This window comes from Arthrobacter sp. HS15c (genome assembly GCF_040812005.1).
Taxonomy (GTDB): domain Bacteria; phylum Actinomycetota; class Actinomycetes; order Actinomycetales; family Micrococcaceae; genus Arthrobacter.
Genome location: NZ_JBFOHM010000001.1, coordinates 503571 through 526470 on the forward strand (window position 1 = coordinate 503571; position 22900 = coordinate 526470).

General features: G+C 62.5%; 27 protein-coding genes. 18 read left to right on the top strand and 9 right to left on the bottom strand.

The genetic code is table 11. From position 1 onward, the window contains the following. The first annotated feature begins 58 nt into the window (after nucleotides 1-58). The 17 genes from ABV518_RS02270 (at nucleotide 59) to ABV518_RS02350 (ending at nucleotide 14848) form a co-directional block, all read left to right on the top strand. Nucleotides 59-457, top strand: a complete 399-nt coding sequence (locus tag ABV518_RS02270; RefSeq protein ID WP_367765205.1) for a TadE/TadG family type IV pilus assembly protein — start codon at nucleotides 59-61, stop codon at nucleotides 455-457. Beyond that, nucleotides 445-1449, top strand: coding sequence for a pilus assembly protein TadG-related protein (locus ABV518_RS02275; protein WP_367765206.1), 1005 nt, complete (start codon nucleotides 445-447; stop codon nucleotides 1447-1449). The genes ABV518_RS02270 and ABV518_RS02275 overlap by 13 nt, the downstream gene beginning before the upstream one ends. Before the next feature lie 22 nt (nucleotides 1450-1471). After that, nucleotides 1472-2266, top strand: coding sequence for a Flp pilus assembly protein CpaB (locus ABV518_RS02280; RefSeq protein ID WP_367765207.1), 795 nt, complete (start codon nucleotides 1472-1474; stop codon nucleotides 2264-2266). Further along, nucleotides 2263-3462, top strand: coding sequence for a CpaE family protein (locus ABV518_RS02285; protein ID WP_367765208.1), 1200 nt, complete (start codon nucleotides 2263-2265; stop codon nucleotides 3460-3462). Before ABV518_RS02280 ends, ABV518_RS02285 begins: the two co-directional genes overlap by 4 nt. Further along, entirely contained in the window at nucleotides 3459-4919 is a 1461-nt protein-coding gene (locus ABV518_RS02290) for a CpaF family protein (RefSeq protein ID WP_367765209.1), read from the top strand. The genes ABV518_RS02285 and ABV518_RS02290 overlap by 4 nt, the downstream gene beginning before the upstream one ends. Further along, nucleotides 4919-5872, top strand: coding sequence for a type II secretion system F family protein (locus ABV518_RS02295; RefSeq protein ID WP_367765210.1), 954 nt, complete (start codon nucleotides 4919-4921; stop codon nucleotides 5870-5872). Before ABV518_RS02290 ends, ABV518_RS02295 begins: the two co-directional genes overlap by 1 nt. Before the next feature lie 10 nt (nucleotides 5873-5882). Continuing rightward, entirely contained in the window at nucleotides 5883-6755 is an 873-nt protein-coding gene (locus ABV518_RS02300; protein WP_367765211.1) for a type II secretion system F family protein, read from the top strand. Nucleotides 6756-6765: 10 nt separating this feature from the next. Further along, a complete protein-coding gene (locus ABV518_RS02305; RefSeq protein ID WP_367765212.1) occupies nucleotides 6766-6978 on the top strand; it encodes a Flp family type IVb pilin in 213 nt (70 codons plus the stop codon). 266 nt (nucleotides 6979-7244) lie between these two features. Further along, complete coding sequence (locus tag ABV518_RS02310; protein WP_367765213.1) at nucleotides 7245-7457, top strand: Flp family type IVb pilin; 213 nt, start codon at nucleotides 7245-7247, stop codon at nucleotides 7455-7457. 95 nt (nucleotides 7458-7552) lie between these two features. Continuing rightward, complete coding sequence (locus tag ABV518_RS02315) at nucleotides 7553-7927, top strand: TadE/TadG family type IV pilus assembly protein (RefSeq protein ID WP_367765214.1); 375 nt, start codon at nucleotides 7553-7555, stop codon at nucleotides 7925-7927. Then, a complete protein-coding gene (locus ABV518_RS02320) occupies nucleotides 7915-8952 on the top strand; it encodes a pilus assembly protein TadG-related protein (RefSeq protein WP_367765215.1) in 1038 nt (345 codons plus the stop codon). Before ABV518_RS02315 ends, ABV518_RS02320 begins: the two co-directional genes overlap by 13 nt. 29 nt (nucleotides 8953-8981) lie before the next feature. Beyond that, nucleotides 8982-9737 carry a Flp pilus assembly protein CpaB gene (locus ABV518_RS02325; protein WP_367765216.1) on the top strand — a complete coding sequence of 252 codons (756 nt, stop codon included), beginning with the start codon at nucleotides 8982-8984 and terminating at the stop codon, nucleotides 9735-9737. Then, nucleotides 9734-10930, top strand: coding sequence for a CpaE family protein (locus ABV518_RS02330; RefSeq protein WP_367765217.1), 1197 nt, complete (start codon nucleotides 9734-9736; stop codon nucleotides 10928-10930). Before ABV518_RS02325 ends, ABV518_RS02330 begins: the two co-directional genes overlap by 4 nt. Next, nucleotides 10930-12468: a CpaF family protein gene (locus ABV518_RS02335; RefSeq protein ID WP_367765218.1), complete on the top strand. Its 1539-nt coding sequence runs from the start codon at nucleotides 10930-10932 to the stop codon at nucleotides 12466-12468. Before ABV518_RS02330 ends, ABV518_RS02335 begins: the two co-directional genes overlap by 1 nt. 1 nt (nucleotide 12469) lies before the next feature. Next, entirely contained in the window at nucleotides 12470-13402 is a 933-nt protein-coding gene (locus ABV518_RS02340; RefSeq protein WP_367765330.1) for a type II secretion system F family protein, read from the top strand. Nucleotides 13403-13408: 6 nt separating this feature from the next. Then, nucleotides 13409-14293: a type II secretion system F family protein gene (locus tag ABV518_RS02345; RefSeq protein ID WP_367765219.1), complete on the top strand. Its 885-nt coding sequence runs from the start codon at nucleotides 13409-13411 to the stop codon at nucleotides 14291-14293. 93 nt (nucleotides 14294-14386) lie between these two features. After that, complete coding sequence (locus ABV518_RS02350) at nucleotides 14387-14848, top strand: Hpt domain-containing protein (protein WP_367765220.1); 462 nt, start codon at nucleotides 14387-14389, stop codon at nucleotides 14846-14848. Between the two features lie 33 nt (nucleotides 14849-14881). On the opposite strand, the gene ABV518_RS02355 is transcribed toward ABV518_RS02350, so the two are convergent. After that, nucleotides 14882-15661, bottom strand: coding sequence for a response regulator transcription factor (locus ABV518_RS02355; RefSeq protein WP_367765221.1), 780 nt, complete (start codon nucleotides 15659-15661; stop codon nucleotides 14882-14884). A 361-nt stretch (nucleotides 15662-16022) separates the two neighbouring features. Here ABV518_RS02355 and ABV518_RS02360 point away from each other — a divergent pair, with 361 nt between their 5' ends. Then, nucleotides 16023-17579, top strand: coding sequence for a sensor histidine kinase (locus tag ABV518_RS02360; protein ID WP_367765222.1), 1557 nt, complete (start codon nucleotides 16023-16025; stop codon nucleotides 17577-17579). A gap of 30 nt (nucleotides 17580-17609) precedes the next feature. Here ABV518_RS02360 and ABV518_RS02365 read toward each other — a convergent pair whose 3' ends face one another. From ABV518_RS02365 to ABV518_RS02400, 8 genes are all read right to left on the bottom strand, one after another. Next, nucleotides 17610-18503 carry a tRNA pseudouridine(38-40) synthase TruA gene (locus tag ABV518_RS02365; RefSeq protein ID WP_367765223.1) on the bottom strand — a complete coding sequence of 298 codons (894 nt, stop codon included), beginning with the start codon at nucleotides 18501-18503 and terminating at the stop codon, nucleotides 17610-17612. Nucleotides 18504-18534: 31 nt separating this feature from the next. Continuing rightward, a complete protein-coding gene (rplQ, locus tag ABV518_RS02370; RefSeq protein WP_337346880.1) occupies nucleotides 18535-19119 on the bottom strand; it encodes a 50S ribosomal protein L17 in 585 nt (194 codons plus the stop codon). Nucleotides 19120-19185: 66 nt separating this feature from the next. Further along, entirely contained in the window at nucleotides 19186-20196 is a 1011-nt protein-coding gene (locus tag ABV518_RS02375; protein WP_131131310.1) for a DNA-directed RNA polymerase subunit alpha, read from the bottom strand. A gap of 132 nt (nucleotides 20197-20328) precedes the next feature. Then, a complete protein-coding gene (rpsK, locus tag ABV518_RS02380; protein WP_018769149.1) occupies nucleotides 20329-20730 on the bottom strand; it encodes a 30S ribosomal protein S11 in 402 nt (133 codons plus the stop codon). 51 nt (nucleotides 20731-20781) lie between these two features. Beyond that, entirely contained in the window at nucleotides 20782-21156 is a 375-nt protein-coding gene (gene rpsM / locus ABV518_RS02385; protein WP_003803743.1) for a 30S ribosomal protein S13, read from the bottom strand. Between the two features lie 179 nt (nucleotides 21157-21335). Continuing rightward, nucleotides 21336-21449: a 50S ribosomal protein L36 gene (rpmJ, locus tag ABV518_RS02390; RefSeq protein ID WP_009358722.1), complete on the bottom strand. Its 114-nt coding sequence runs from the start codon at nucleotides 21447-21449 to the stop codon at nucleotides 21336-21338. A 70-nt stretch (nucleotides 21450-21519) separates the two neighbouring features. Then, nucleotides 21520-21741 (bottom strand): translation initiation factor IF-1, encoded by a 222-nt coding sequence (gene infA / locus ABV518_RS02395; RefSeq protein ID WP_009358723.1) that lies wholly within the window; start codon nucleotides 21739-21741, stop codon nucleotides 21520-21522. 168 nt (nucleotides 21742-21909) lie between these two features. Continuing rightward, nucleotides 21910-22863, bottom strand: a complete 954-nt coding sequence (locus ABV518_RS02400) for a P1 family peptidase (protein ID WP_367765224.1) — start codon at nucleotides 22861-22863, stop codon at nucleotides 21910-21912. Nucleotides 22864-22900 lie beyond the last annotated feature (37 nt).

The window sequence follows — 22900 nt, forward strand, 5'->3', positions numbered from 1 at the left end:
CGCGCCACGGCGCGGCACACCGCACTTATTTCAAGCTGCAACCGTCCAGGGGGACCCTTTGAAACGCAGCCACAGAACTTCCGATAACGGCGAACGAGGTGCAGTAGCCGTCGAATTCGCGCTCGTAGCTCCGATCCTCATCGCGCTGATTATCGCGGTTGTCGAGTTCTCGAATGCCTACAACGTCCAGGTTTCTGTGACTCAGGCATCCCGCGAGGCAGCCCGGACGATGGCTATTACAAAAGACTCGGTGAAGGCCACTGCCGCCGGCAAGGCAGGGGCACCTTCCATCAACAGCAATCTACTTACCTTCGACTACTCCGCCGCAACATGTCCCACGGCAACACCGACTGCGAATGCCGTCGTGACTGTGACCTACACCGGCACACCCCTAACGGGGTTCTTCGGGTCTTCGCTAACTCTCAACGGCAAAGGAGCCATGCAATGCGGCGGCTGATCAATCGGATAAGATCCATGAACTCTGGCGAAAGCGGAGCAGCGGGTGTGGTCGTCGCAGTTATGATGCTCGTACTCGTCGGAGCCGGCGCGGTGGCCGTAGACGTCGGCCAAATCTATTCCGAGCGAGCTCAGCTGCAGAACGGTGCCGACGCTGGAGCCCTCGCCGTGGCCCTGAGTTGCAAGCAAGGCACCTGCAATACCGCTTTGGCCGATAACTTGGCCGATTCCAACTCGAACGACGCCGCCAGTACCGCGGCCGTCGACCTCTCGCAAGCCGGCCTAGTTACGGTCACTACTTCCACAAAGAATGGCTCATCCAGCTATTTGACGAACCTGTTCGCAAATGCCATCAACGCCGGCCCAGTAACGGTGGGCGCTCAGGCGACGGCTGGCTTCGGCGTCCCTGGCAGTGGTTCCGGGTTCCCGTTGGCTTTATCTGACAACTGCTTCAACCTGACCTCAGGAAGCCAGACGGCGGACGTGCAGAAGATGTCCTACAAGCCAGGCGGTACGTGCACAGGCCCATCCGGAACGCAGATCCCGGGCGGCTGGGGCTGGCTGGATGAGAGCTCGCCTTGCGAAGCCACCACCCAGGTTGGCACCAACGAAATGGGATCAGATCCCGGCAACAACCCACCTAGCGGCTGCGCGACCATCCTAGGCACCTGGAAGACCACTCTGCTCGCCGGCGGAGAAGTCAAGGTACCTTTTCCTGTCTTCGATGTCGCTAGCGGCACAGGCCAAAACGCCACCTTCAATGTTATCGGCTACGCCACGTTCAAAATCTGGGGCTGGAAGTTCGGTAACAACGGAGTTTACGAGTTCCGTAACGCTGCCAACGACCCGGGGATGAACAGTGCCCTGGCCTGCAGCGGCGGCAACGACCGCTGCATTATCGGCCAGTTTGTCACGTTCACCGCCATTGGCTCCGGAAGCTTCGTCCCGGGTGGCGTTGACCTCGGCACCTCTGAAATCCGACTCATCAAGTAGTTCCAACTAAGGGGAAGTAGAAATGAAAGCACGCCTACTGGGAGGCATCGCCGCATTGGTTGTCGCAATCATTGGCACAGTCCTTCTATTCAATTACGTACAGGGCGCCGATCGTCGGGCTCTAGCAAATACCGAAACTGAAGACGTACTGGTGGTCAAGCAGGAAGTGCCCGCTGGCACGCCGGCCAGCCAGCTCGGTCAGTATGTCGTGGCCAAGGCAGTACCACGGACCGCAGTGGCTACTGACAGGGTTGACGACATTGGCGCCTTGGGTTCGAAGGTTACTTCCGTGGCCCTTGTCCCGGGGGAGCAACTCCTGAACAGCCGAATGGTTGACGCCAGCGCATTCCTGGGGCCTGCCCGTGTTGCTGTCCCAGCTGGGTTGCAGGAAATTACTGTTCGGCTCGGCATCGAGCGCGTCGTAGGCGGCCAAATCCAGGCCGGCAACACGGTTGGCGTGTTTATTTCCCTCGGCGATGGCGCAGCGGCTACTGCAGACGCTCCAGCCGCTAGCGGCAACGGGACGCAGCTGACCTTTCACAAAGTGCTGGTCACGGCAGTTCAGTTCAGTTCCGGCGCTCCGGCTCAAACACAGGCCCAAACGACACAGGCAAGCTCGCAGGGCGCGCTCAAGGCAGATAGCGACAACAAACAGACCTCCAGCGATTCTTACCTGATCACCTTCGCGACGAACGCCGTTGACGCCGAAAAGTTGGTGTATGCCACCGAGTTCGGGAAAATCTACCTCTCGAAGGAGCCAGCCGACGCGACCGAAGGCACCAGCGGAGTAGTCAATCAGACAAAGGTATTCCGATGAGCCGCTTCGTCCTGATCTCCCCATCGGCTGACTATGATCGGCGAGTCCGGGGTGCCATTGCCCCGCTCCGCGGTTCCCTGCAGTTTTATCAGGCGGCCTACCTGCCGGAAGCTCCTGAGGACATTCTTCGGCAGCAGACTGGAGAACCCCCCGAGGTCCTAATCCTAGGGCCAGGGCTTCCCCTGGATGAAGCCCTAAAGTTCGCAGCCGTCATGGACCTTCAGTATCCGGAGATCAGCATCGTTCTTACGTCCGAGGATGACGGCGAAACCGCATTGAATGCAATGCGATCAGGCATCAGGGACATCCTTTCACCGTCGGCCGACTCTGATGCTGTGCGGGCCCTGGTGGAAAGGGCTAGCCTCGCAGCGGCCGGCCGCAGGCGGGGTTTGGCCCCGACAGCATCTGAGGGTCCCAATGCCGAAGGCGGCCGAATCGTCGCGGTCATGTCTCCCAAGGGAGGGGTGGGCAAAACGACGATTGCCAGCAACCTGGCGATCGGATTGGGCCAGATTGCCCCCATGAGCGTCGTCATTGTTGACCTAGACCTCCAGTTCGGGGACGTCGCGAGCGGCCTCATGCTTGAACCGGAATTTACTATTACGGATGCGGTTGTTGGTGCAGCCAGCCAGGACTCAATGGTTCTGAAAACCTATCTGTCCGTTCATCCAGGAAGCATCTACGCGCTCTGCGCGCCGCGTAACCCTATCGACATGGACAGGATCAACGGCGAACACGTAAGCCATCTCCTGCGCCAGCTGCGTTCAGAATTCCAATATGTGGTTGTGGACACGGCGCCGGGTCTTGGCGAACATGTCCTGGCAACCCTGGAACAGGCAACGGACGCAGTGTGGGTGTGCGGCATGGACATTCCCAGCATCCGTGGACTACGCACTGGGTTCCAGATTCTGTCGGAACTCGATCTGCTTCCGGACAACAGGCACGTCGTGCTGAACATGGCAGACCGCAAGACCGGACTGACAGTCCAGGACGTCGAAGCGACCATCGGCGCGCCGGTCGATGTCGTCCTTCCCCGCTCCCGTGCTGTTCCGTTCTCTACGAACAAGGGCGTACCACTCCTACAGGACGGGAGCCGGGATGGTGCCGCGAAGGGCCTTCGGCAACTCGTCGAACGATTTAAACCCAATTGGGAAGCACCCCACAAGAAGCTGCACCGAAGGGTGGTAGTGTCATGAACCTTTCTAACCGATTTGCCAAGTTGCGCAATGACGACGTTGACGTGGCCCAGATCGACACGCCAACAGCGCCAGCGCCGCCACCATCCACCTTGAGCTCGATTCAGCAGGCCCAGGCCGCAGAGCAGGCATCGGCGGCACCTACGAGCTTTCAGGTCACCTCCGGGAATGCCAGCGAGGCGCTCACCGCGCTTAAAGAACGGGCGAGCCAGGCTTTGTACGAGCGTCTGGGGTCGCGGATTACCGATTCGTCAATGGAAGAGTCCGAGCTGCATCAGTTTGTGAAAGACGAACTGAAGGCAGTAGTTGATGAGGAACAAGTTCCCCTCTCCACCGGTGAACGGCAGCGCCTTACCCGCGAGATCATTGACGACGTCCTGGGCCACGGTCCTTTGCAGCGGTATCTTGACGACCCGAGTGTCACGGAAATCATGGTCAACCGTGCAGATCAGATCTATGTTGAGCGTCATGGTCAGTTGTTCATGACTGACACCAAGTTCGCCAACGAAGAGGCACTGCGAAAAGTCATTGAACGCATCGTCACGCGCATCGGACGGCGCATCGACGAATCCTCGCCATTGGTCGACGCCCGCCTGTCGGACGGTTCCCGCGTCAACGCCATCATCCCGCCTCTTGCTGTCAACGGGGCGTCGCTGACCATCCGAAAATTCGCACGGGAAGCGCTGACTGTTGAGAAACTTATTGGTTTTGGAAGCCTTTCCCCTGAGATGGCGGAACTGCTTCAAGCGTGCGTTTTGGCGAAGATGAACATCATCGTCTCCGGTGGTACCGGTACTGGCAAGACCACCATGTTGAATGTTCTGTCGTCATTCATCCCTGCCACGGACCGCATTGTGACCATCGAGGACGCCGTGGAACTGCAACTTCAGCAGGATCACGTGGTCCGTTTGGAAAGCCGCCCACCCAACATCGAAGGCAAGGGTGAAGTTTCAATCCGTGACCTGGTGCGCAACTCGCTGCGCATGCGACCTGATCGGATCGTTGTTGGTGAAGTCCGCGGTGGCGAGTCCCTGGACATGCTTCAGGCAATGAACACAGGCCACGACGGCTCGATTTCAACCGTCCACGCAAATTCACCCCGTGACGCTGTGGCACGTCTGGAAACCCTGGTATTGATGGCCGGCATGGACCTTCCCCTTCGGGCCATCCGCGAACAGATTGCCTCCGCCGTGAACTTGATTGTTCATATTTCGCGGCTCCGCGATGGGTCCCGCCGCGTCACGCATGTTACCGAGGTGCAAGGAATGGAGGGTGACATTGTGACCCTCCAGGACGCGTTCGTCTTCGACTACTCGGCCGGCATAGATGCCAATGGGCGGTTCCTTGGCAAGCCGATTCCTACGGGTGTTCGGCCGCGGTTCACGGACAGATTCGCTGAACTTGGGATAAAGATCTCTCCCTCAGTGTTCGGCGCACAGGCAGCCAGGAGCCGATGATGGAGGCCCCGGAAGTCCCGGCCAGCCTGTTCGTGGTTGGAATTCTGTTAGTCTTCGCGGCCGGCATTATCCTGTTCGCCGTCGTCCTGAAAAGCCAAAACGTGATACCCGTTTCGCGGCGTCGTCCGGATGAGGTTATGACGGCATCGGGACTGACGCGGCTCACGGATTCCGCAGTAGGTGTGATCAACAAGCGACTCAAGGCACGAAGCGGTTTCCTGGTGGATCGCGAAAAGCTGGAAAGGGCCGGCCTGAAAACCCAGCCTGCCAACTTCCTGCTGATGATGGGCGCTGGGGCATTTGTCGGCTCGGTTGTGGGATTTTTCTTAGGTGGAATTCTCGTTGCCATTCTTCTGCTCGGTGCCGTCCCCGCCGGGATGATGGCGTACTTGTCCCTGCTAACCTCCAAGCGGCAGAGCAAGTTCGATGAGCAACTGCCCGATACTCTGCAGATGCTGACCGGAAGCATGCGCGCCGGGCACAGCCTCCTTAGGGCTATCGATGCATCGGCGCAGGAGTCTGATGCCCCGATGTCCGAGGAACTCAGCCGAATCATCAACGAGACGAGGATTGGGCGGGACCTGGGGGAATCGATGATTGACGTCTCCAAACGAACAGGGAGCGAGGACTTCTCCTGGATCTCCCAAGCCATTGAGATTCACCGGGAAGTTGGCGGGGACCTGGCCGAAGTCTTGGACCACGTCGGCGAGACCATACGCGACCGCAACCAAATCACGAGGCAAGTGAAGGCACTTAGCGCCGAAGGCAAAATGTCTGCCGCGGTCCTCATGGGGCTTCCCATTGTGCTGTTCTTTGCACTGATTTTTATCAACCCCCAGTACTCCAAGACCTTTACCACCACGGTTCCGGGCTACCTGATGTTGGGCGCTGCCGGCGTGATGTTGACGGCTGGCGGATTCTGGCTCAGCCGACTTATCAAGCCGAAGTATTAGGAGGGGCAACATGTCACCCATAGCACTTGGCGCCATGCTCGCCATCGTTCTTCCCATCTCCTTCCTGGTATGGATGGCCTTTGCCACGGATCGCGTTGCCATCCGCAACATTCAGGCCAACCTGGGACAAAGGGCTCGAGACACCACGCGTCCGAGCCTCGCAATACAATTCAGCGGCATGACCCGCCGGATTACTCCAGGCAGCTATGCGGCCTGGTTGGACAAGCAGCTCGCTGGAGTCGGCCGTCCCAAGGAGTGGCCTCTTGAACGGCTTCTGGCCGTAAAGCCTCTGCTCGGACTTGGCGCAGGAGTCTTTGGACTCGTCTTTTTGCTGGCGTCGCCGAGTCCCATCCGCGTCGCTATCCTGCTTGCAGCCGTTGCGTTTGGCTACTTTGCTCCGGACCTGTTGCTGCGGAGCAACGCGGAGAAGCGCAGGAAGGCGATCCAACAGGAATTGCCAAACACGCTCGATCAGATGCTCATCTCCGTTCAGGCAGGGTTGGGCTTCGAAGCCGCCATGGCGCGCGCCTCCCAGAACGGTTCTGGGCCCTTGGCAGATGAGTTCATTCGCACGCTCCAGGACATGCAGGTAGGACGCTCGCGCAAGGAAGCCTACCTGGCAATGTCCGATAGGGCGGACGTGCCGGACCTCCGCAGCTTCATCCGCTCCATCGTTCAGGCCGACGCCTATGGCATCGCCATCGCGAAGGTGCTGAAGATCCAAGCGAAAGAAATGCGCATGAAGCGTCGTCAACGCGCTGAGGAGCATGCCATGAAGATCCCGGTGAAGATTCTGTTCCCGCTCATCTTCTTCATCTTCCCAACGCTGTTCATCATCTTGCTCGGCCCTGCGGTAATGAACATCGCCGCGGCATTCTCCTAAGGAGGAAGAAATGAAACACCTGTCAGAGCATCTGAGCTACGCCTGGACTCTTCTTAGGGGCATCTGGACCCCGGAGAAGGGCGCAACGGCTACCGAATACAGCGTCCTACTGGGGTTCATTGCCATAGTGATCGTTGCCGGAGTAGGCATTTTCGGAACGTCTCTCAACGGTGTTTTCATGGGCCTCTCCACAGGCGTGCAGACGGCCCTCGGAATTCCGTAACCCGACAGCCCGACCCACCGCGCCATCCGGCGCCCCAAGAACCGGACCCCCTCGGCACCCAGAACCGAGGGGGTCCGCCTGCGTGCCCGGACATTCTCAATTCCAAGCATTTCCACAGCATCACCCACCGAATCGCACAGCAAATGCGCATGAGGGAAAGCGTTTGCGCAGGATGTTCCAAGATCCCGTCAATGGGTCGAATCGGCTTGCTAACTTCGATTTAGAGCTGGTGCAGGGCCAGCCATCCGACTCGCTCAGGAGTTCAAATGCTTTCTCTTTACACCAACCTCATGATCCGCCTTCGCAACGAAGAGAAGGGTGCCACCGCCGTCGAATACGGCATCATGGTCGCGCTCATCGCCGTTGTCATCATCGTTGCCGTCAGCACATTGGGCGGAACTCTCGACGGGCTCTTTGACACCGTCGATACGAAGATCAAGACTCCGACGGCTCCCGCAACAACTCCGCCGGCAACGTAAGCGCACAGCGCCCATGTGCGGTGCAGGAGGCGTACCTGCACCGCACAAGCGCGCCCCGCCAAAGTGACCCAGCCCCAGCGGAAGATGAGCCCCGGATGCGTGACCGATCAGAACGCGGTGCAGTCGCCGTAGAGTTCGCCATCCTGCTTCCTCTGCTGCTGATGCTGGTCCTCGGAACCATAGAATTTGGCCGCGCCTACAACGCTCAGATCACGCTCACCAATGCAGCCCGCGACGGCGTCCGGGTCATGGCCATCGCCAACGACCCGGTCGAGGCGAAGAAGAAAGCCATAGCCGCCGCCGCGAGCGTGAGCTCCTCAATCCCCGCCTCGGACGTCACCCTCAGCACCAGCACGTGCAGCACTGGTGCCCAGGTGACACTCACGATCAAGTACAACCTGTCCACCATCACCGGCATCGCCGGACCATTCCCGATGACGGGCAAAGGAGTCATGCTGTGCGGCGGCTGAAACCAGCGGAATCCACCGAAGAAGGCGGCATCACAGTCATCGTGGCCCTTCTGATGGTGGCCCTCCTCGGCTTTGTGGCCATCGCCGTCGACGTCGGCGCCATCTACTCCGAACGTGCGCAGCTGCAAAGCGGTGCGGACGCGGCAGCCATCGCCACGGCCCAGAAGTGCGCCCGGGACTCCACTGACACGCTGTGTTCGACGACATCGACCCTCGCCGGCAGCCTCGCCAACCAGAATGCGCTGGATGGCTTGAGCAAGGTACACGACATCAACCTCGACAAAACGGCACGAACAGTGACCGTTCAGACGTCAGCAAAGGAAACAGGCGGCGTAGACAACTCTGTCTCCTTGTTCTTCGCAGGCGTCCTGGGCGTCCCCACCAAAGAGGTCGCAGCCCACTCGTCCGCCGTATGGGGCAGTCCCCAGGCCGGACGCACGGCCTTCCCCCTCGCCTTCTCCATCTGCCAGGTCAAGGGTTACGTGGGCGGTGCAATGCAACTCCTGCAGGACCATGGCAACAACGCCAACCCGGATTGCAATTATGGGCCCTCCGGTGCCGCGGTGGCAGGCGGCTTCGGCTGGCTGGCACCGGACGCCGGCAAATGCGGAGGCACCATCGACATCAAGGTCGGCGAGGGCGGCAGCGACACCGGCAACAACGCCCCGGGACACTGTGCCGCCGAGCTGAACCGGTGGGGCGCAGAAATCACGGCAGGCCGGAAAATCACGGTGCTGCTGCCGGTCTATAACAAAGTCACAGGAACGGGAGCGGGAGCCGTCTATAGCCTCATTTCCTTTGCCGCCTTCGAAGTCACCGGCTGGAAGTTCAGCGGAAACGCAGGCCTTCCCTACGAATTCCGCAGCGAAAAATCGACCGCTACCGGTGTCACCACGGCGACCGAATGCAAAGGCGACTGCCGCGGAGTCATCGGCAAGTTCGTCAAGTATGTCTCCCTTGCCGACGGTTACACGCTAGGACCGGTAGACGAATACGGCGCCACCGTGGTCCGCCTCAGCCTTTAGTTACACCCACAACGCAACCAGGAGTAAAAGTGAAGTCTCGCCTAGTGGCAGGAACGGCTGCGATTGCGTTGGCAGTTGTGGGTGCACTCATCATCGTCTTCTACGCCCAGGGTGCCGACCAGCGGGCCATGGCCACCACCAAGCCCGTGGACGTCCTCGTGGTCAAAACCGCCATCCCGGCCGGCACGCCGGTCAACGAGATGGCCGCCTCCCTGGTCATCGAGAAGGTGCCGGCCGCCGGCGTCGCAGACACCGCGCTCAGCAACCTGGACAAATCCGCGGGAACCGTCAGCGCGGTGGACCTCGTCCCCGGCGAGCAGCTCCTCGCCGAACGGCTGGTCGCCCCGGAAGAGGTTAAGACCGACGGCGGCGCCCAGGTTCCAGCGGGCCTGCAGGAAGTTTCCTTCGAGGTAGAGCCGAAACGCGTCGTCGGCGGACGCATCAACGTGGGCGACCACGTCGGCTTCTTCCTCTCCTTCGAAGCCGGGGCCTACAAAGCGAAGGCCGAGGACGCCACTACCCAACTCACCGTCCACAAAGCCCTTGTCACCGCTGTCCAGCGCGCCCCGCAGGCCGCCCCCTCGGAGAAGCCGGCGGACGGCACGGACCCGGCGGACACGGCCCTGCCGGAGGGCTCGCTGCTCCTCACCGTCGCGGTCAACGACGTCGACGCCGGCAAGATCGTTTTTGCCTCCGAGTTCGGCCGCATCTGGCTCACCAAGGAACCCCTCGACGCGCAGGACAACGGCCCCCGCGTCGAACGCAAGGAAGTGGTCTACAAGTGAGCCGCTTCATCCTTCTCTCCCCCAATGCCGAGTTCGACCAGCGCCTCCGCCACGCGGTGGCCAACGGCCTCCGCGGCACCGTCCAGACGATCGCGTCGGACATTCTTCCTGCCGGTCCCCAGGAGCTTTTTGCCCTCCTGAACCAGGAGCAGCCGGAGGTCCTCATCATCGGACCGGACGTGCCCCTCGACGAAGCACTGCGCTTCGCCAAGGTCTTCGACGTCCAGCTGCCCGGGCTCAGCCTGGTCCTGGTCAGCGAGGCTGATCCCGCCTACCTGCTGCATGCCATGCGGGCGGGAATCCGGGACATCCTCAGCCCCAACGCCGATGCCGCCGAAATCCGGGTCCTCCTGGAACGCGCCTGCCAGTCGTTCGCCACCCGCCATCGGAACCACGACGCCCCTCCCGCCGAAAACGCGGGAAAGGGCCTGGTCATCGGCGTATTCTCGCCCAAGGGCGGCGTGGGCAAAACAACCCTCGCCACCAACATCGCCATCGGCCTCGGCCAGATCGCGCCCATGAGCGTGGTCATTGTGGACCTTGACCTGCAGTTCGGCGACGTCGCCTCCGGCCTCTACCTCAACCCGGAACACACCGTCACCGACGCCGTCTCGCCGGCCGCAGCCCAGGACTCCCTGGTGCTCAAGGCCTTCCTCACGGTCCACCCCGCCGGCATCTACGCCCTGTGCGCCCCGCCGAACCCCGTCGACGCGGACAACATCACGCCTGATCAGATCACCCACCTGCTGGAGCAGCTGGCACAGGAGTTCCAGTACGTGGTGCTGGACACCGCCCCGGGCCTGCCCGAAATCGGGATCGCCGCGCTGGAACAGTGCACCGACGCCGTGTGGGTCAGCGCCATGGACATCCCCAGCCTCCGCGGCCTGCGGTCCGGCCTCGAGGTCCTGCGGCAGCTGGAAATCCTGCCAGAGTCCCGGCACGTGGTCCTCAACATGGCCGACTCCAAGGCCGGCCTCACCGTGCAGGACGTCGAGTCCACCGTCGGCGCCCCGGTGGACGTCAGCATCCCCCGCTCCCGCGCGGTCGCGCTCTCCACCAACCGCGGAATCCCCGTCCTGCAGGAATCCAAGAAGGACCCTGCCGTGAAAAGCCTCAAGCAGCTCGTCGAGCGGTTCAACCCGGTATGGCGGACCCAGGCCCAACGCAAGCTTCACCGAAGGGTGGTCATCTGATGAAACTCTCCGAACGGATCCAAACGGTCCAGGACCGGAACCAGGCCGCCCACCCGGCTGTCGCGGTACATCCTGCCGTAAAAGGTACGACGCCGGTACGCACCTCAGTGCCGCCGCATGCGGCGAGCGCCGCGCGGGTGGAGCCACCGGCTGGAACGCAGCCTGCCGCCGTCGTACTTTCACACGCCACTTCACCAGACCCGGCACCACCGGCGCAGGCACCAACGCCGCAGGCACCCAAAGCTCAGCCCGTGGACGTCTTCGCCGCCATGAAGCAGCGTGCGGCCACCGCCCTGTTCGCGCGGATGGGCGCGCGCTTTAACGACGCCTCCGTCACCGAACAGGAACTCCGGAGCACCGCCAAAGAGGAGCTCATCCGCATCATCGATGCCGAGCAGGTCCCCCTCACGCCGGACGAGCGCACCCGCCTGGTCCGCGACGTGGCGGACGACGTCCTTGGCTACGGGCCGCTGCAGCGCCTCCTGGACGATCCCTCGGTCACGGAAATCATGGTCAACCGGATGGATCAGATCTACGTCGAGCGCAAGGGAAAGCTGACGCTCACCGAGTCCCGGTTCAGCTCCGAGGAACACCTGCGGAAGGTCATCGAGCGCATTGTGTCCAAGGTGGGGCGCCGGATCGACGAGTCGTCACCGCTGGTCGACGCCCGCCTCGAGGACGGCTCCCGCGTCAACGCCGTCATTCCACCGCTGTCGGTAGGCGGATCGTCGCTGACCATCCGCAAGTTCAGCAAGGTCCCCCTCACGGTCCGCAACCTGATCGACTTCGGTACTCTGACGCCCGAGATGGCCGAACTCCTGGACGCCTGCGTCAAGGCCAAGCTGAACATCATCGTCTCCGGCGGGACCGGCACCGGAAAGACCACGCTGCTCAACGTCCTCTCCTCATTCCTCCCCGCCGACGAACGCATCGTGACCATCGAGGACGCCGTCGAGCTCCAGATCCAGCAGCAGCACGTGGTCCGGCTGGAAAGCCGCCCGCCGAACACGGAAGGCAAAGGAGAGGTGACCATCCGTGAGCTGCTGCGCAACTCCCTGCGTATGCGCCCGGACCGGATCGTAGTGGGCGAAGTCCGCGGCGGCGAGTCCCTGGACATGCTGCAGGCCATGAACACCGGCCACGACGGGTCGCTCTCCACGGTGCACTCCAACTCCCCCCGGGACGCGGTGGCCCGCCTGGAAACCCTGGTCCTGATGGCTGGCATGGACCTGCCGCTGCGGGCCATCCGCGAGCAGATCGCCTCCGCTGTGAACCTCATCGTCCAGATTTCCCGCCTGCGCGACGGCTCCCGCCGGATCACCCACGTCACCGAAGTCCAGGGCATGGAAGGGGACATCGTGACCCTCCAGGACGCCTTCGTTTTCGACTACTCGGCCGGGATGGACGCCCACGGCCGGTTCCTCGGCAAGCCCGTCCCCACCGGCATCCGTCCCCGGTTCATCGACCGCTTCGAAGACCTCGGCATCCACGTCTCGCCGGCCGTCTTCGCCGGTTCCCTCTCCCCGGTTGCGAGGTGACCTGATGCTTGCGATCGGAATCGCCGTTTTGCTGGCCGCTATCAGCCTGCTGGGCGTTGCCGTGCTTGTCCCCGGCATCCCCGAGGTTCCCCTGGAACGACGCCGTCCCTTTGAGCAGGATCCGGCCTCACCGCTGACCCGCTTCGCCGGATCCGCCGTGGCATCGTTTGAGCGGATCCTCGCCGGCCGAAGCCTCCGGCTGTTCTCGCGCAACGACCTGGAGCAGGCCGGGCTCCGGCTGAGCCAGGCAGAGTTCCTCATCCTGGTTGCGGCGGGCGCCTGCGTGGGCTTCCTCGTGGGCCTCGTCGCTGTGGGGCCGCTGGTCGGTCTGCTCCTGGCGATACTGTCTCCCTTTGTGGGCCACCTGGTCCTGTCGTTCCTGTCCGGGAAGCGGCGGGCCAAGTTTGACAGCCAGCTCGGCGACACGCTGCAGCTCCTCGCGGGAGGCCTCCGCGCCGGCCACAGTGTCCTGCGCGCCATCGATGCTGCCGCCAGCGAATCCCAGAAACCCACCTCGGAGGAAATGCGGCGCGTGATCACGGAGACCAGCCTCGGCCGGGACCTCCTGGCAGCGCTCAACGACACCGCCCTGAGGATGAAGAACGAGGACTTTGTCTGGATCGCCCAGGCCATCCAGATCAACCGCGAAGTGGGCGGAAACCTCGCCGACGTCCTCGACCAGGTCAACGAGACCATCCGCGAGCGCAGCGAAATCAAGGGCCACATCAAGGCCCTCGCCGCCGAAGGCAAGTTCTCCGCCTATATCCTCATCGCCATGCCTTTTGGCATTGTGGCCATGCTGCTTTCCGTCAGTCCCAATTACATGAACTCGATGTTCACCCATCCCCTGGGCTTCGTCATGATCGGGGCATCCTTTGTCCTCATGACGATCGGCGCACTCTGGATGCGCAAGATCATCGACCTGAAGTTCTGAGGACCCATGAGCCCCATCATTCTTCTCGCCGTCCTCCTGGTCTGCATCCCCGCGGCGGGACTGGTCTGGTCAGTCCTGACCGCCGACAAACAGGGACGCACCGCCACCGCCGAACTCCTCAACCGGGGCGTTTTTGTCGCGGCCGCGGCGCCTCCGGCGCGGAGGAGTCTCTTCGAGGCCATTGGGCGCGTTCTGACTCCGTCACGCTACGTGGCCTTCCTCGACCGGCTGCTTTCGCTGGCGGGCAGGCCTGCCTCGATGCCCCTGGGGAAAGTGCTCGCATCCAAGCTGGCCCTCGGACTGGTCTCTGTTGCCCTTGGCGCCTACCTCATCGCCGTGGCAAGCACGCCGATGATGAAGCTGGCCGGCATTTTTGTCCTGTTCCTTGGCTACTTTATTCCCGATCTGATGCTTTACAGCAAAGGCATGGAACGCCAGAAGGTCATGCAGCTCGAACTCGCGAACACCCTGGACCAGATGCTGATCTCGGTGGAGGCCGGGCTCGGTTTTGAAGGGGCCATGGCCCGCGCCGGTGAGAACGGCAAGGGACCACTGGCGGAGGAGCTGGTCCGAACACTGCAGGACATGCAGGTTGGCAGAAGTCGCCGGGAGTCATACCTTGCCCTCGCCGACCGCACCAACATCCCGGAACTGCGCAGCTTCGTCCAGGCCATAGTCCAGGCTGACACATACGGTATTGCCATCAGCCGGGTCCTCCGGGTCCAGGCCAAGGTGATGCGCGTGAAACGGCGCCAGCGCGCGGAGGAAAAGGCCATGAAGCTGCCCGTCATGATCCTTTTCCCGCTGCTGTTCTTCATCTTCCCGGTGCTTTTTATCGCAATTCTTGGTCCCGCCGTCATCAACACCATCGTGACGTTTAGCAGTCAGTAGCCATTAAGTCCCGCCAGGTCAAGGTCCCTCAAGCTTTCCTCAGGATCTCCCTAAATCAAGCTTTTGGAAATAATCAGGAAGTAGCCTTGTACCATGCACACTCCAGACTCAGGCACCGGCGATAAGGGAATCCCCGCGGTTCCCTTGCCCGCTGCCTCTGGAGGTATGGCGGACGCCGGAATCCTGCAGGAACTGGACGAACTTCTGCCGTTGGTGGACTCAGGCATTCTGGAGGACCTGGAGGAGCAGCTGGACGGTGCAGAACTCGCCCTTCGGTTCGCCCGTGATTACGCCGCTATGTGGGACCAGCGTTATAGCCGGCTGGCCCTCGCCGTGGAGAACCAGGACCGGGCCTCCGCCCTGGACGCCATCATCAGCCTGAGGATCACGTCCGCCATGGTGGGGGGCCTCCGGCTGGCCCGGCTGGCCGAGATGCTCGAAACCGTCATCCGGCAAGGCGACTTTGGCCAGGGCCAGGCCCTGATGGAGCGCGTCGCCGAACACGGGGACCGGACCGTCTCCGAGCTTCAGGCGAACTACCTGAAGAACGAATAGGCCCGGCCACCCCCTCCAAGCCAGGCACCGTGCCTAACGCTGCTCCGGCCGCTTCGGCGCCAGCCTGTAGCCGACTCCCCGCACGGTCTGCAGCCACCGCGGAGCTGCAGGATCCTCCTTCAGCTTGCGCCTGAGGTTGCCGATGTGGACCTCCACGGCCCGCTCGTCAGCCTCGCTGATGTAGGCGTCCTCCTCATAGAGATCACCCCGCACCGCGCGGACCAGGTCCGAGCGCGTACAAACGGCCCCGCCGCCGCGCAGCAGCACGTGGAGGAGGTCAAATTCGCTGCGCGTAAGCCCAAGCTGTTCTCCGTGAATGGCCACTGAACGCGTCCGGTGGTCAAGGATCAGCCCGTTGTGGTGGAGGACTCCGGTGTTTGCCAAGGGCGCGGCCTGCACGGGACCGGAAGGCCACGCCTCCGGATCCTGGACCTTGATTTCATGCCGCGGCCGGCGCATCATTGCCGCCACACGCGCCCGCAGCTCGCGTGGGCGGAACGGCTTCGAGATGTAGTCGTCGGCCCCCGCATTCAGCGCCGACAGCAGATCCGGCTCTTCGGTCCTGCCTGTCAGCATCACGACGTAGGCATCGCTGAAGTTCCTGATCCGACGCAGCACTTCAAAGCCGTCAATGTCCGGAAGGCCGATGTCCAGGGTCACGACATTGGCCTGCTTATGTCGGACCACTTCCACGCCTTCCCGCCCGTCCGCGGCGGTATGGACTTCAAAACCCGCCTGGCTGAGCACACCTTCAAGAAGGTTACGCACGTCAGCATCATCTTCGATGACTACCGCTACTCCAAGATCGTCCATTGCTATCCCCATGCCAGGTGAAAGCGGCCCCCCATCAGCCCAGCGCCAATGCCGTATTCACTCCAACTGCCTCTACGCTACAAGGGATGAACGTCTGATGACACGCCTTTTCGATATTCGCATGCGAAAAGTCAATTATCATGACAGCAAACGTACATTTTGGCCGGAGAGAGGGCATGCACGATGGGGTGTACCAATTCGTTGGCAATTTTGCTGGGCAATGCCTTTGATGCGGCATCAAAGGCAGGAGCATCGAATGCCTGAGGGGCTGCTGCTGCGGGGAACAGCGCGGTATTTCCGGAATTTGGGGCAACGCGCCCAAGTAGCTTTATGCCAACTGCCTCTGACATTGATTGTGCTGGTGCTGGCGGTTGCCACTCCCCTGGCCTGGCCGACCCTGATGCACAGCCCGCTCTACCTCTCTGGCCTGGTTCTCCATGGCCTTCTGCTCCTTGCCTGCTTCGTAACGCCGTGGGAGCGGCTGGGCCAGCATGCCTACCTGGCAGTGCCGGTCCTGGATCTCCTGGCCATCGGCCTGCTGCGCAACGGCGCATCCCCGCTCCTGCCCGGACTCGCCATCCTCGCCATCTTTCCTGTCATCTGGCTCTCGGCCTCGGGAATGCTGACCCGCACCAGCATCGTCTTGAGCGCGGTAGGACCGATGCTGATCATGCTCCCTTCGCTTTCGGGCAGGTTCCCCAACCTCACGGCGTCGGACATTACCTCCACCCTCCTATTCCCGCTCATGATGCTCGCCGTGTCCCTGGCAATCCGGTTCGCGAGCGTCCATATGCGAATTCAACAACGGCAGCTGCAGGAAAAGGACGTGGAACTCCGCGAATTGCTGGCTGCCAGCACGGAGAGGGAACGGCTGCTGCAAACAATCCTGGACGCGACCGACGTCGGAATTGTTGCCGTGAATTCGGAAGGCGGAATCCTGCTGACGAACAACCGGCAGCGGGACTTTGAGCGGATTGCCGGACCACGGGAAAGCCGGGCAACGGCCGAAGACCAGCAGCTGATCTTCGCGCAGGACAGAGTCAGCCCCATGCCGGCCGGCAAGCGGCCCGTCCGGCGGGCCATCGACGGAGAGTCCTTCGCGGACTACCTGGTCTGGATCGGGACAGGACCGGACCAGCGCGCGGTTTCGACGGCGGCACGTCCGTTAATGGACGACGGCGGGCGGTTCAGTGGCGCTGTCATCGTCTATACCGACGTCACGGGCCTGGTGGAGGCGCTCGCCGCCAACGAGGAGCTCGTCTCGAACGTTTCACACGAGTTCAGGACTCCGCTGAACTCCATCCTGGGGAACATCGACCTGGTCCTCGAGGATGTCCAGGGCACGTCCCCGCTGTCCGCCCGCCGGCTGGAGGTCGTCCAGCGCAATTCAGAACGGTTGCTCGCGTTGGTGTCCGACCTGATGGCATCGGCTTCCTCCGCCCTGAAAGTCCACCCGAAACGGACGGACCTCGCCAGCCTCGTGGAGACCAGCATCGGCTCCGCACAGCCGCAGGCGGAACAATCCAGGATCTCGCTGGTGGCCGACATCCAGTCGCCGTTGTGGGCTTATGCCGACCCGCTGCGCATCGGGCAGGCCCTGGACAACCTGGTGTCCAACGCCATCAAGTACTCCCCCGGCGGCGGCGTGGTGAACATCAGCGCCCAGGGATCGGATCACGGGGTCAGGCTGCAGGTGAAGGATTCGGGCATGGGCATGAGCCCGGAAGACTCGGCCAGGGTGTTCCGCCGGTTCTTCCGGACAGACACAGCCCGCGAAGCTGCCATCCCTGGTGCGGGCCTCGGGCTTTCCATCACCAAGGCGATCATCGACGGCCACGGCGGCGACATCTCCTGCACCAGCAACCCGGGCAAGGGCAGCACCTTCACGCTGACGCTCCCGGCCCCTCCCGGTGATTGAGCCAGTCGAAATCCCAGCCCAAAAACCGGTTTAGTGCTCCCGCATGGCCCGCGTGAGCTCGGCGCGTGCCAGCATCTCGCCGTCGGTCGGATAAGCGACTTCCTCCAGGACCAGAGGGTGGGGCGCGGCCAGGACTGACTTGGCGTCCCGCTTCTTCGCGAGGAGACGCTCATACAGCCACTCCGGTTCCTCCTCGCCCTCGCCCACAAACAGGGCCGAGCCCACCAGGGATCGCACCATGTTGTGGCAGAACGCGTCCGCCTGGACGGTGGCCACGATGACCCCGTCCTCGCCGCGCGCGAATTCGAAGCGCTGCAGTTCGCGGATGGTGGTGGCACCCTCCCGCGGCTTGCAGTAGGAGAGGAAGTTCTGCAGCCCCAGCAGCTTGGACGCGCCCTCATTCAACAGCGAAACGTCCAGCGGGTTCTTGTGCCACAGCGTGAAATAGCGTTCCAGCGGGTCCCAGAGTGCCGGGCCGTCCGCAATGCGGTAGCTGTAGCGGCGCCACAGAGCTGAGAACCGCGCGTCAAAGCCCTCGGGGGCCAGCGACACCCGGTGGACCTCGATGGACCCGGTCAGGTCGCCCAGGCCGCGGCTCAGTGCCCCGCGGATCCGGCGCAGCATGGCGACGCCGGGATCGAGTTCGTGCCCCCGGGGCAGTCCCAGCCACTCGGCTTCGGTGAGGTCCAGGTGGACCACCTGGCCGCGGGCGTGCACACCGGCGTCCGTGCGGCCTGCCACGGTCACGCGGACCGGCCGGCGGATCAGCAGTGCCACGGCCTCCTCCAGGACCCCCTGGACGGTACGCAGGCCCGGCTGGATGGCCCACCCGTTGAAGGGGCCGCCATCGTACGAAAGATCAAGCCGGATACGCAAAAACCCGCCGCCCCCTGTAACGGGGGCCGCGGGTTTTTGGTCGTTCATAGATCTAAGTCTATGCGAAGGAATCAGCGAATTACTTCGCGTCCTTTTCCTCAGCCTTGTCCTCGGCGGGAGCTTCCTCAGCGGCCGGAGCCTCTTCGGTTGCAGCCTCAGCCTCGGGAGCCTCAGCGGCTTCGGTCTCGACGACCTCTGCCTCGGGAGCTTCTTCTGCGGCCGGAGCGGCAGCAGCTGCTTCCTTCTTGTCGGCGTCGCGCTTTGCAGCAGAGGTAGCCTCGGCTACAACGGCCTGCTTGGCGGAAACCGGCTCGAGGACCAGTTCGATGACAGCCATGGGAGCGTTGTCGCCCTTACGGTTGCCGATCTTGGTGATGCGGGTGTAGCCGCCGTCGCGGTTCTCCACTGCCTGTGCAATGTCGGTGAACAGCTCGTGGACGACGCCCTTGTTGCTGATCAGGCCGAGTACACGGCGGCGGGAAGCCAGGTCGCCGCGCTTGGCGAAAGTCACCAGGCGCTCTGCGTACGGCTTCAGGCGCTTGGCCTTGGTCACCGTGGTGGTGATCCGCTTGTGCTCGAACAGTGCTGCTGCCAGGTTCGCGAGCATAAGACGCTCGTGAGCCGGGCCGCCTCCGAGGCGCGGACCCTTAGTGGGGGTAGGCATAATTGTTTCTCCTCATATGGAAGCCGGTGGTGGGCACACCATGGTGCCCGCCGGCCAAGATCTGTTTTAGAGTTCGTCGTCGCCGAAGGCGGCGTCGTCCTCTTCAATTGCTGCGGCGCGTGCTGCGAGGTCAAAACCGGGAGGCGAGTCCTTGAGGGACAGGCCCAGTTCAACCAGCTTTGCCTTGACCTCGTCAATGGACTTCGCACCGAAGTTACGGATGTCCATCAGGTCAGCCTCGGAGCGGGCTACGAGTTCACCCACGGTGTGGATGCCCTCACGCTTGAGGCAGTTGTAGGAACGGACGGTGAGGTCCAGATCCTCGATCGGCAGGGCCATGTCAGCTGCCAGGGCAGCGTCCGTCGGCGACGGGCCAATCTCGATACCTTCAGCTGCGGTGTTCAGCTCGCGGGCCAGACCGAAGAGTTCCACCAGGGTGGTACCTGCGGAAGCAACCGCATCGCGCGGGGCGATGGCCTGCTTGGTCTCGACGTCGACAATGAGCTTGTCGAAGTCAGTGCGCTGCTCAACACGGGTTGCTTCCACGCGGAAAGTAACCTTCAGCACCGGCGAGTAGATCGAGTCGACCGGGATACGGCCGATCTCGGAATCGCCGGACTTGTTCTGAGCTGCCGAAACGTAGCCGCGGCCGCGCTCGATGGTCAGTTCGAGTTCGAACTTGCCCTTCGAGTTCAGCGTGGCAATGTGCAGATCCGGGTTGTGGAATTCGACGCCGGCCGGCGGAGCGATGTCCGCGGCGGTGACGACTCCGGGGCCCTGCTTGCGCAGGTAAGCAACAACCGGCTCGTCATGCTCGGAGGAAACCGACAGGCTCTTGATGTTCAGGATGATCTCAGTGACATCTTCCTTGACACCCGGAACCGTGGTGAACTCGTGCAGCACGCCATCGATCCGGATGCTGGTTACAGCGGCACCGGGGATGGAGGAGAGCAGGGTACGGCGGAGGGAGTTTCCGAGGGTGTAGCCGAAGCCCGGTTCCAGCGGTTCAATGATGAAACGCGAACGGTTTTCGGAGACTACCTCTTCGGAGAGGGTGGGGCGCTGTGCAATGAGCACTTAGGTTTCCTTTCGGCGAGCATCCGCTATATGACGCAACACAGGTGGTGGAAATTCGGTCTGAAGACTTAACGCGGCTGGGCCTGCCCGGACCATCGACGGTCCGGGCAAGCTCCTGCTGCTGAAAAAGCCTTAGACGCGGCGGCGCTTCGGCGGACGGCAGCCGTTGTGCGCTGCGGGGGTGACGTCCTGGATGGAGCCAACCTCCAGGCCAGCGGCCTGCAGCGAGCGGATGGCGGTCTCGCGTCCGGAGCCCGGTCCCTTGACGAAAACGTCAACCTTGCGCATGCCGTGCTCCTGTGCACGCTTGGCAGCGGCTTCGGCAGCCATCTGGGCAGCGAACGGGGTGGACTTACGCGAGCCCTTGAAGCCAACCTCACCTGAGGAAGCCCAAGAGATAACAGCGCCGTTCGGATCCGTGATGGAAACGATGGTGTTGTTAAACGTGCTCTTGATGTGCGCCTGGCCAAGCGCGATATTCTTCTTGTCCTTCTTACGCGGCTTGCGAACCGCGCCACGAGTCTTCGGGGGCATTATTTCTCCTACAGAAAGTTATCGGGGAAAGGCGGGTTAATCCCTCAGGGATTAACGAGCCTTCTTCTTGCCGGCGACGGTACGCTTCGGGCCCTTGCGGGTACGTGCGTTGGTCTTCGTACGCTGTCCGCGTACGGGCAGGCCCTTGCGGTGGCGCAGGCCTTCGTAGCTGCCGATTTCAACCTTGCGGCGGATATCTGCTGCTACTTCGCGGCGAAGGTCACCCTCAACCTTGTAGTTGCCTTCAATGTAGTCACGCAGCTCAACCAGCTGGGCATCGGTGAGGTCCTTTACGCGGACGTCAGCGCTGATGCCAGTGGCAGCCAGGGTTTCGTGTGCACGGGTCTTACCCACGCCGTAGATGTAAGTAAGCGCAATTTCCAACCGCTTTTCGCGGGGAATGTCTACGCCAGCGAGACGAGCCATAGTGGCAGTACTCCTTGAATAAACCGGAGGTCGTAGGCAGTACACCCGTACGTTCCGTACGGCCCCAGCCTCCGACCGGGGGTTAGCTGTCCGGGCTCAATACGTCCCAGTTCAGCTTGTGCTGCCTTTTATTTACTTGCGTGGGTTAGCAACCCAGGATTTCCTTCAAAGAAGGAAATTTAGCCCTGGCGCTGCTTGTGGCGCGGGTTCTCGCAGATCACCATGACCCGGCCATTACGGCGGATCACTTTGCACTTTTCGCAGATCTGCTTGACGCTCGGCTTGACCTTCATGGCATTCCTTTGCGTGTAACAGTTGGTCAACTGGAGCAGCGTTCAGCGTGCGCTGAAGCTGCCCAGCAATTTACTTGTAGCGGTAGACGATACGACCCCGAGTGAGGTCATAAGGGCTCAGTTCCACCACTACCCGGTCCTCAGGGAGAATCCTGATGTAGTGCTGGCGCATCTTGCCTGAGATGTGTGCCAGAACGATGTGCTTGTTGGTGAGCTCAACGCGAAACATCGCGTTGGGCAGCGCCTCTGTCACAACGCCCTCGATCTCAATGACCCCGTCCTTCTTGGCCATACCCTCCGCTAACTGTTGTTGCCGCAGCCCTGCCGGATTGCACCGGACATGACCACGAACGTTTTTGTTGGATCGGTTGTCCCCACAGGCCCCAAACAGGGCACAGCTGGGCAGACAACCAACAGACAACACTACGCCACTTTGCGGCGAAAGTTAAATCCAGCAATGCTAGCGCATTCCTGCGCCGTACGCACCATAGTCACCGGCCGGAGTACTCACGGCCTCCGCGCTGGCCACGCCGTCCAGGATGGCCAGACGTACGACGTCGGCTCCCGCACTCTGCAGCGTGATGAGGCTTATCTGCCGGGCAGTTTCGGTGCTGCGGTCCAAGGCCACGGCGCCGGTGGAGAGGCAGAAGACCGTGTCGCCGTCGGCAAGGGTATGGGACGGGTTCAGCGCCCGGGCCAGCCCGGCGTGCGCTGCAGAGGCAGTCCGCTTGCACTCGGCAACGTCGAGGACGGCGTTCGTGGCCACAACGACGAGCGTGGTGTTGAGTCCGTCCCGGTGGTTGAGCTTGCCGAAATCCCCGGGTTCCGGCCGCTCCGGCGACGTGCCAAACGGCAGCCCCAGCGCATTGACCACCGCGATCGCCCCCACAACGACTCCGTTGTCCAGCATGACCGAGGCGGTGCCCACCCCGCCTTTGAACGTCCTGCCGATGACTGCACCGGTGCCGGCGCCCACATTGCCGCGGCCGACGTCGTGCCCTTCCGGTTGCGCTGCGGCGGCGGCTGTTGCCGCGTAGCCCATGCCGGCGTCGGGCCGTGCGCTGAAGTCACCGCCGCGGCCGAGGTCGAAGACAGCGGCAGCGGGGACGATGGGCACCACTCCCCCGGTCACAGCGAAGCCGCGGCCGTGTTCCTCGCACCAGCGTTGGGCGCCGTGGGCGGAGGCCAGCCCGTAGGCGCTGCCGCCGGTGAGGACCACGGCGTCCACGGTGGAAACCAGCGTGGTGGGGTCCAGCGCATCGGTCTCATGCGTGCCCGGGCCACCGCCCCGGACGTCCACGGAGCCGACCGTCCCGGGCGGCGGCAGGACCACTGTCACGCCGCTCAGCCAGCCGTCCCCGGTCTTCTGCTCATGGCCCACCCGGATCCCCGGCACATCAGTAATGGCTCCCATAGGCTCCATTGTGCCCCGTACGGTGGCTGGGATGGTC

Coding starts and splice junctions, on each gene's coding strand:
- ABV518_RS02275 (WP_367765206.1), top strand. CDS start 445: ATGCGGCGGCTGATCAATCGGATAAGATCCATGAACTCTGGCGAAAGC.
- ABV518_RS02280 (WP_367765207.1), top strand. CDS start 1,472: ATGAAAGCACGCCTACTGGGAGGCATCGCCGCATTGGTTGTCGCAATC.
- ABV518_RS02285 (WP_367765208.1), top strand. CDS start 2,263: ATGAGCCGCTTCGTCCTGATCTCCCCATCGGCTGACTATGATCGGCGA.
- ABV518_RS02290 (WP_367765209.1), top strand. CDS start 3,459: ATGAACCTTTCTAACCGATTTGCCAAGTTGCGCAATGACGACGTTGAC.
- ABV518_RS02295 (WP_367765210.1), top strand. CDS start 4,919: ATGGAGGCCCCGGAAGTCCCGGCCAGCCTGTTCGTGGTTGGAATTCTG.
- ABV518_RS02300 (WP_367765211.1), top strand. CDS start 5,883: ATGTCACCCATAGCACTTGGCGCCATGCTCGCCATCGTTCTTCCCATC.
- ABV518_RS02305 (WP_367765212.1), top strand. CDS start 6,766: ATGAAACACCTGTCAGAGCATCTGAGCTACGCCTGGACTCTTCTTAGG.
- ABV518_RS02310 (WP_367765213.1), top strand. CDS start 7,245: ATGCTTTCTCTTTACACCAACCTCATGATCCGCCTTCGCAACGAAGAG.
- ABV518_RS02315 (WP_367765214.1), top strand. CDS start 7,553: ATGCGTGACCGATCAGAACGCGGTGCAGTCGCCGTAGAGTTCGCCATC.
- ABV518_RS02335 (WP_367765218.1), top strand. CDS start 10,930: ATGAAACTCTCCGAACGGATCCAAACGGTCCAGGACCGGAACCAGGCC.
- ABV518_RS02345 (WP_367765219.1), top strand. CDS start 13,409: ATGAGCCCCATCATTCTTCTCGCCGTCCTCCTGGTCTGCATCCCCGCG.
- ABV518_RS02350 (WP_367765220.1), top strand. CDS start 14,387: ATGCACACTCCAGACTCAGGCACCGGCGATAAGGGAATCCCCGCGGTT.
- ABV518_RS02355 (WP_367765221.1), bottom strand. CDS start 15,661: ATGGACGATCTTGGAGTAGCGGTAGTCATCGAAGATGATGCTGACGTG.
- ABV518_RS02365 (WP_367765223.1), bottom strand. CDS start 18,503: ATGAACGACCAAAAACCCGCGGCCCCCGTTACAGGGGGCGGCGGGTTT.
- rplQ (WP_337346880.1), bottom strand. CDS start 19,119: ATGCCTACCCCCACTAAGGGTCCGCGCCTCGGAGGCGGCCCGGCTCAC.
- rpsK (WP_018769149.1), bottom strand. CDS start 20,730: ATGCCCCCGAAGACTCGTGGCGCGGTTCGCAAGCCGCGTAAGAAGGAC.
- rpsM (WP_003803743.1), bottom strand. CDS start 21,156: ATGGCTCGTCTCGCTGGCGTAGACATTCCCCGCGAAAAGCGGTTGGAA.
- rpmJ (WP_009358722.1), bottom strand. CDS start 21,449: ATGAAGGTCAAGCCGAGCGTCAAGCAGATCTGCGAAAAGTGCAAAGTG.
- infA (WP_009358723.1), bottom strand. CDS start 21,741: ATGGCCAAGAAGGACGGGGTCATTGAGATCGAGGGCGTTGTGACAGAG.
- ABV518_RS02400 (WP_367765224.1), bottom strand. CDS start 22,863: ATGGGAGCCATTACTGATGTGCCGGGGATCCGGGTGGGCCATGAGCAG.